Genomic DNA, 6,830 nt, shown 5'->3' with positions numbered 1-6,830 from the left:
ACCTCAACCGCGGGTGGGGCTGGTTTTCAGCCCGTCCGGCGTTTGAGCACGAGGCCGTTCAGGCCGAAAGCGGGGGTCTGGGGGCGGCAGCCCCCAGGAGACGGGAATGGGAAGGGGCGGCGGGGGCGAGAAAATGCCTACCCGAGGGTGGACACCGGCAGCCTGCGGAACGCGATCGTCTCGTACGGCCCCGAAACCCCCGTCTCGTACAGCAGCCCCACCGTCCCCCGATCGACCTGCACCAGGTCGGAGTACGCGGCCGGCGACGCCGACACGGTCAGCACCTTCGTGAACGTCCCCCCGCCGTCCTCACTCCGCCAGACAGCCATCGCCCGCCGAGCGGTCGGCACGGACGGCCCCGAGAACAGCAACGGCGGAGCTTTGCCGCCCGTGAGTTGGAGGACGCTCCCCTGGACCACCGGAACGTCGTTCAGCATGGGCTGCACCGCGTACGGGCGCTCCAGCGACTCCCCACCGTCACCGGAGTACGCGTCGAGCCGATTCCCGACACTCCCCCCGTTCTGGTCCCGCGCACTGAAGTACAGCCTCCCGTCGGGAAGTTGCGCGGCGGAGGACTCGTTCGCGTTGTCCACGCCGTCGTACGAGGAGTCCACGAACCCCAGCCGCCAGCTCAGCCCGCCGTCGTCGCTGTAGAGGGCGTGCGCGCCGTAGTACCTGGCCTCCTGGCCCGTGTCGGGCGAACCGGCGGGCGGGGCCGCGGAGTGGTTGGCGGGGACGACCAGGCGTCCGGCGTGCGGGCCGCGGGTGAGGGCCACCGCGTGGCCCGGTCCCGTCGCGTACCAGCGCCAGCCCGCGGGCTTCACCTCGTCCGTGATGTCCCGCGGTGGCGTGAAGTGCCGCCCGTCGTCCCGGCTGCGCTGCACGAACACCCGCCGGCTCTGCTCCTTGGTGACCTCGCCGCGCATTATCCGCGCCTCGGTGACCGCACCGCTGTTGTAGGAGGTCAGCAGGACGACCGCGCCGGTACGCGGGTCGACGACCGGGGCGGGGTTGCCCCGGGTGTCCCCGTGCCCCGCGGCCACCACCTGCAGCGGACCCCAGGTGCAGCCCCCGTCGCCGGAGCGCCTGAGGACGACGTCGATGCTCCCGGTGTCCCCGGCGCCGCCCAGCCGGCCCTCGGCGAAGGCCAGCACCGTGCCGCGGCCGGTCGTGACCGTCGCCGGGATGCGGTAGGTGTCGTAGCCGCCCTCACCCGACACGAACGGGACGGAGGACGTGCAGCCGGTGGTCGCGTGAGCCGGTGCGAGGGCCGTGAGCGGGGTGAGGAGCACGGTGGCTGCGAGGAGGGTGCGGCTCAGGAAGGTCACCGTCAGATCGTTCCCGGAGTGACCAGTCCCGACTCGTAGGCCACGATGACCAGCTGCGCCCGGTCCCGCGCCCCCAGCTTCCCCATGATCCGGCTGACATGGGTCTTCGCCGTCAGCGGGCTGAGCCCCAACGCCTCCCCGATCTCGGTGTTGTTGAGCCCGCGCGCCAGCAGGGTCAGCACCTCCCGCTCCCGGTCGGAGAGGCATTCCGGGCCGCCGGTCACGGGCGCCGACGGGCTGCGCAGGAACCGCTCGATCAGCCGTGCCGTCGGCCCCGGTGACAGCAGCGCCTCGCCCGCGGCCACCGTACGGATGGCATCCAGGAGTTCGGCCGGGCGCGTGTCCTTCACCAGGAATCCGGAGGCCCCCGCCCGCAGCGCCTCCACGATGTTCTCGTCGGTGTCGTAGGTGGTGAGGACCAGCACCCGTACACCCGCCAGGTCCTCGTCGGCGGCGATCAGCCGGGTCGCCTCGATGCCGTCCAGGTCCGGCATGCGGATGTCCATCACCACGAGGTCGGGGCGCTCGCCGCGGACCAGCTCCACCGCCTCCCGGCCGGTGGCCGCCTGCCCGACGACCTCCATGTCCCGCGCCGACTCGACGAGCATGGCGAACGCGGCCCGTACCAGGGTCTGGTCGTCGGCCAGCAGTACACGGATCGTCATCCCTCGCCCTCCCCCGGGGCCGTCAGCGGCAGTACGGCCGTCACCGCGAAACCGCCCTCCGCCCGCGACCCGGCGTCGAGTGTGCCACCCACGCTGCGGGCCCGCTCCCGCATGCCGACGAGCCCGAAGCCGGGTGTGCCGCCGGGAGTGGGTCCGGTGCCGTCGTCGGTGACGGACAGGTGCAGGGCGCCCTCGTCGTCGTACAGGTCGACGTGTACGGCCGGTTCGGGGCCGGCATGCCGTACCGCGTTGGTCAGCGCCTCCTGCACGATGCGGTAGGCGGCGGCGCCGACGGCGGGCGGGGCCTGCCGTACCCGTACCGTCTGCTCGACGCGCGCGCCCGCGAGCCGTGCCGTCTCCACCAGGTCGGGCAGGCCGTCGAGGCCGGGCAGCGGGCCGCGGCCGTCCGCCGAGTCGTTCTCGCGGAGCACCTCCAGCGTCGTCCGCACCTCTCCGCGCGCCGTCCGGCACGTCTCGGCGATGTCGTCCAGGGCCTTCGCCACCGTCTCCCGGTCCAGGCGTTCGGGGTCGGCGGCCAGGACGTGCGCGGCCACCGAGGTCTGCACGCCGATGAGGGTGATGGTGTGGGCGAGCAGGTCGTGCAGGTCACGGGCGATGCGCAGGCGTTCCTCGGCGACCCGGCGGCGGGCCTCCTCCTCGCGGGTGCGTTCGGCGCGCTCGGCGCGTTCGACGATCGCGGCCACGTACTGCCGGTAGTAGCGGACGTCGACGCCGCAGAAGAGCGTGGCGATGACCCAGCCGGAGACGCGGAGGAGTTCGAGACCCTGGTGGTAGTCGACGGCGAACATCACGGTCACCGTGACGCCGAGGACGGCGACGGCGGTCAGCACGGTCCGCAGCGGGCGGCCGGTGACGGCGACCGTGTACAGCGCGACGCAGGTGGCGGGCACGGGCGCGCCGTGGTTGTTGTCCAGCGCGTGGTACGGCGCGACGAGCGCCACCACCGCGGCCAGGACGAGCAGCGGGTGGCGGCGCCGCCAGACGATCGGCACGTATGCACCGAGCAGCAGCGCCCAGCCGAGCGCGTCGGGGCGGTCGTGCGGGGCGGTGAACAGCGCCAGGCACACCCCCGCCGCGGCCAGGACCGCGGCGAGGACCGCGTCGTTGCGGGTGCCGTGCGGGGCGGTGCGGGGGTCGCGGTTGACCACCGCCATGATCCGCTCGCCCCGGCGGGATCCCGTCGCTGTCGTCTGCTGCACGGGGCTCAGTGTCACACCGTCTCCGGCTGCCGTTCCCGCCGCATCGGCTCCGGCGCCCGCGACAGCCGCCCCGGCCACCACACCCGGCGCTTCAAGAGCACGCTCGCCGTCGTCACCAGGTAGGTCCGTACGAGGAACGTGTCCAGCAGTACGCCCACCGCGATCACAAACCCGAGCTCGACCAGCCCCACCAGTGGCAGCGTGGTGAGCACGGCGAAGGTGGCGGCGAGTACGACGCCCGCGGAGGCGATGACCCCGCCGGTGGTGCGCAGGGCGGTGAGCGCCGCGGTCTCGGGCTCGGCACCGGCGACGGACTCCTCGCGCATGCGGTGCATGAGGAAGATGCCGTAGTCGACGCCCAGGGCCACCAGGAAGACGAAGGACAGCAACCCCAATCCCGAGTCCGTGCCTCCGAAGCCCAGCAGCGGCCCGAACACCAGCCCGCCGATCCCGAGCGCCGCGCCCCACACCGCGACCACCGCGACGAGCAGCATCACTGGCGCGATCAGGCTCCGCAGCAGGCCCACGAGGATCACGAACACGGCGGCGAGGACCAGCGGCACGACGACCTCGCGGTCCCGGGTCTGGCTGTCGGCCAGGTCGAGCTGCTGGGCGCTGGGACCGCCGACGTAGGTGCCGTAGGTGCCGTCGAGCCCGGCGCGCAGGGCCTCGATGGTGCGGGTCTCGCCCTTCGACTCCGGGGCCGCGGTGGCGTAGACGGAGATCTCCGTCCAGCCGGAGCCGGTGCGGCCGGTCGTCGCCCGGGCGACCCCGTCGGTGGTGCGGGCCTTGGCGAGCACAGCGGCCGCCTTGCCGGCGGGGGCGATGACCGCGATGGGCTGGCTGCTCTGCCCGGGGTAGCCGCGGGCGAGGGTCTGGCCCGCGGAGATGGACTCGGGCTTGGAGGTGAAGGAGTCCTCCTGCTTGAGAGCGCCGGGAAGGTTGAGCGCGCCGAGCGCGAGCGCCCCGAGCAGGACCGCTCCGCCGGCGAGCACGAGGACCGGGCGGCGCGTGGCCGAGTTGCCCATGGCCGCGAACAGCGACCGTCGCGCCTTGGGCTCGCTGCCGAAGGCGGGGATCAGCGGCCAGAAGACGCGGCGGCCGAGGAGGACCAGCAGGGCGGGCAGCAGGGTGATCATCGCGACGAGCGCGGCGAGCACGCCCACCATGCCGACCGGGCCCATGCCACGGCTGCTGTTGAGGTCGGCGGCGAGCAGGCACAGCAGTCCGGCCGCGACGGTGCCGGAGGAGGCGAGGACCGCCGGGCCGCAGCCGCGCAGGGCGGCGCGCATGGCGTCGTACGTGCGCTCGTGGCGGCGCAGCTCCTCGCGGTGGCGGGAGATGAGCAGCAGGGCGTAGTCGGTTCCCGCGCCGAGCACCAGGACCGTCATCACGCCGCCGCTCTGGCCGGTGACGGTGACGCCGAACGCCTCGTGCAGGCCGTATGCGGCGGCCATCGCCATGCCGGCGGCGACCCCGGCGACGGCGAGCGGCACCAGCCACAGGAAGGGGCTGCGGTAGATGAGGATGAGCAGGGCGGTGACGACGCCGAGGGTGGCGTAGAGCAGGGTGCCGTCGATGGAGCCGAACACCTTGCCCATATCGGTCTGGAGGCCGCCCGGTCCGCCGACCTCCACGCTGAGCCCCGCGCCGCCGTTCGCGAGCGCGCGCACGCCGTCGACGAAGGCGTCCCGCGCCTTGTCGTCCTGGCCGGGCCGGGTGCTGGAGACCGGGTACATGAGGGTGGTGCCGTCGCGGGACGGGACCGCCTTCGGGATGTCGGTGAGCTGGTACTTGGTCCCGATCTCGGCGACCTGCGCGCCCGCCTTCTCCCGGTCGGCCGCGGTGAGGCCGCCGTCGCGGTGGTAGACGAGCACCAGGTCGGTGGCCTGGCCGCCCGGCAACCGGTCCTGGATGCGGGCCACTTGGGTGGAGTCGGCGCTGTCGGGGAGGTAGTCCACGGCCCGGTTCTGCTGGATGCCGGAGAACTTCCCGGCGAACGGTCCGGCGAGCACGAGCGCGGCCAGCCAGAGGCCGAGCACCACCCACGGCACGGCACGCCGTCCCCGTGTTCCTGTCCTTGCGGCCCCCATGGACGGGCCTCCCTCCGGTCGGGATTGTCTGGGTCGGTTCCAGACTCCCGGCGCGCGGGGGGCGGTTCGTCGGGCGTGAGGGCGAGTTCAGGGGTACTGCCGGGGGTGGCAGGGCGACGGGATTACTCCCCGGGGAGTACCGCGTCGTAGTGAGTACCTGTACTCAGGCCCCGGCCCCTCCTTCGCACGAGGCTTGTGCCCATGACCGACCCCGCCTCCGGGCCCTCCGGCTTACCGCAGTTTCGCGGCGGCAATGTGCCGCCTCCGCGGGCCCGACGCGAGTGGCTGCCCGTCGCCGGGGACATCGCCCTGGCCGTCGGGCTGCTCGTCCTCGATGCCGTCGGAGCCGTCGTGGCCCTCCTGATCGGCATCGACTACAGCGGCTGGCAGCCGTTCGATCCCGGCGCGGACAACTCCCACGTCGATCTGACCCCCGACTGGCTGTACGTGGGGATCGCGGGCGGCGTCATCCTGCTGACCGCCGCACTGCTGTTCCGGCTCCGTGCCGTCGTCAGCACCTGTGTGCAGGTGCTGACCGGCATGGTTGTCCTGCTGGTCGCCGTGAGCGGCGCACGGTTCGACGACGACCGCGACGCCCGGGCCTACGACGGCGTACGCGCCGCCGCCAGCAGCCGGGTCACGTCGTCCGAGCAGATGGTGAGGGCGGCGCCCACCGTGGACAGGACGTCGCGTTCGGCGGGGGTGTACGGGCCGTCGGCGAGGGCGATGCGGGCGCCCTGCAGCAGGATCGACTCGCGGCCGACCGGGGCGAGGTGCGGGGCCAGCGGGTCCAGGGCCTCGTGGAGCTCTATGGCGAGTCCGGCGCCGCAGGACTGGTCGTAGGCCCGGCCGGTGTCCGCGGCCAGCGCCTCGACGAGCGCGTGCAGCTGGTCCTCGGTGCAGTCGTCGAAGCCGGCCGCGCGGACCGCGCTCGCGGCGGCCTCCAGGGCCGTACGGGAACAGGTGCCGCCGGCGGCCAGCACCGCGAGCGCGACGGTGTGGACGGCGTCGCGGAGCATCGCCGAGAAGCGGGTGGTGGTGGGGTGGTCGAGGACGTCCGTGCCGAAGTGGCGGCGGCAGGCGGCGCATTCGACGACCGGAGCGGTCTCGCCGCGCGGCAGCACGGGCACCCCCAGCAGGATGAAACGGCGGTGGCCGGTCAGCCGCTGGTAGTTGCGGTCGCCCCCGCAGCCCGGGCAGAAGAACTCGCCGTCCCCGACGGGTGTCCACGCGGTGCGGGTACCCAGGAGGCGCGCAGGCCTGGCGGCTCGGCCGTTTCGTCCCCGTACTGGCAGCACGTCGCACCTCCTTAACACCGCGGCAACATCGTCGCGGTGTCCGTGATGTTAGCCACATCGGTGAGCCGTAGTCAGCACCCTGGAAGAGACCTTTCCGTGACCTCCACGATCAGATGGCCGATAAGCGACGGCCATGACCTGCCAGGTCACGAACCAGCCGATCAGCCCCATGACGACGAAGCCGAGGATCGCGGTGAGCGCGGTGGCGGGACCGCGCGGCACCCCG

Annotated in this window: 5 protein-coding genes and 1 pseudogene; 1 reads left to right on the top strand and 5 read right to left on the bottom strand. The window is 73.3% G+C overall.

What is annotated here, in order from left to right; genetic code table 11:
• Positions 1-137: 137 nt before the first annotated feature.
• The 4 genes from ACWC1K_RS50490 to ACWC1K_RS50475 are packed head-to-tail and all read right to left on the bottom strand — an operon-like array spanning position 138 to position 5,306.
• On the bottom strand, positions 138-1,328 hold the full coding sequence (locus tag ACWC1K_RS50490; RefSeq protein WP_450840953.1) for a sialidase family protein: 1,191 nt from the start codon (positions 1,326-1,328) through the stop codon (positions 138-140).
• 2 nt (positions 1,329-1,330) lie between these two features.
• Positions 1,331-1,993, bottom strand: a complete 663-nt coding sequence (locus ACWC1K_RS50485; protein ID WP_450840951.1) for a response regulator — start codon at positions 1,991-1,993, stop codon at positions 1,331-1,333.
• Positions 1,990-3,168, bottom strand: a complete 1,179-nt coding sequence (locus ACWC1K_RS50480; protein ID WP_450840954.1) for a sensor histidine kinase — start codon at positions 3,166-3,168, stop codon at positions 1,990-1,992. The genes ACWC1K_RS50485 and ACWC1K_RS50480 overlap by 4 nt, the downstream gene beginning before the upstream one ends.
• A gap of 56 nt (positions 3,169-3,224) precedes the next feature.
• The gene (locus ACWC1K_RS50475; RefSeq protein WP_450840950.1) at positions 3,225-5,306 is read right to left on the bottom strand and encodes an MMPL family transporter; all 2,082 of its coding nucleotides are present in this window, start codon (positions 5,304-5,306) and stop codon (positions 3,225-3,227) included.
• 201 nt (positions 5,307-5,507) lie between these two features.
• Here ACWC1K_RS50475 and ACWC1K_RS50470 point away from each other — a divergent pair.
• Positions 5,508-5,846, top strand: a pseudogene (locus tag ACWC1K_RS50470) (DUF6234 family protein); the annotation flags it as partial.
• Between the two features lie 62 nt (positions 5,847-5,908).
• On the opposite strand, the gene ACWC1K_RS50465 reads toward ACWC1K_RS50470, so the two are convergent.
• On the bottom strand, positions 5,909-6,604 hold the full coding sequence (locus tag ACWC1K_RS50465; RefSeq protein ID WP_450840948.1) for a tellurite resistance TerB family protein: 696 nt from the start codon (positions 6,602-6,604) through the stop codon (positions 5,909-5,911).
• Between the last annotated feature and the right edge of the window lie 226 nt (positions 6,605-6,830).

The sequence above is a fragment of the Streptomyces sp. NPDC001492 genome (assembly GCF_053597275.1).
The sequence above is the reverse complement of the archived record's forward strand: the minus strand, read 5'-3'. Positions and strand labels throughout refer to the sequence as shown.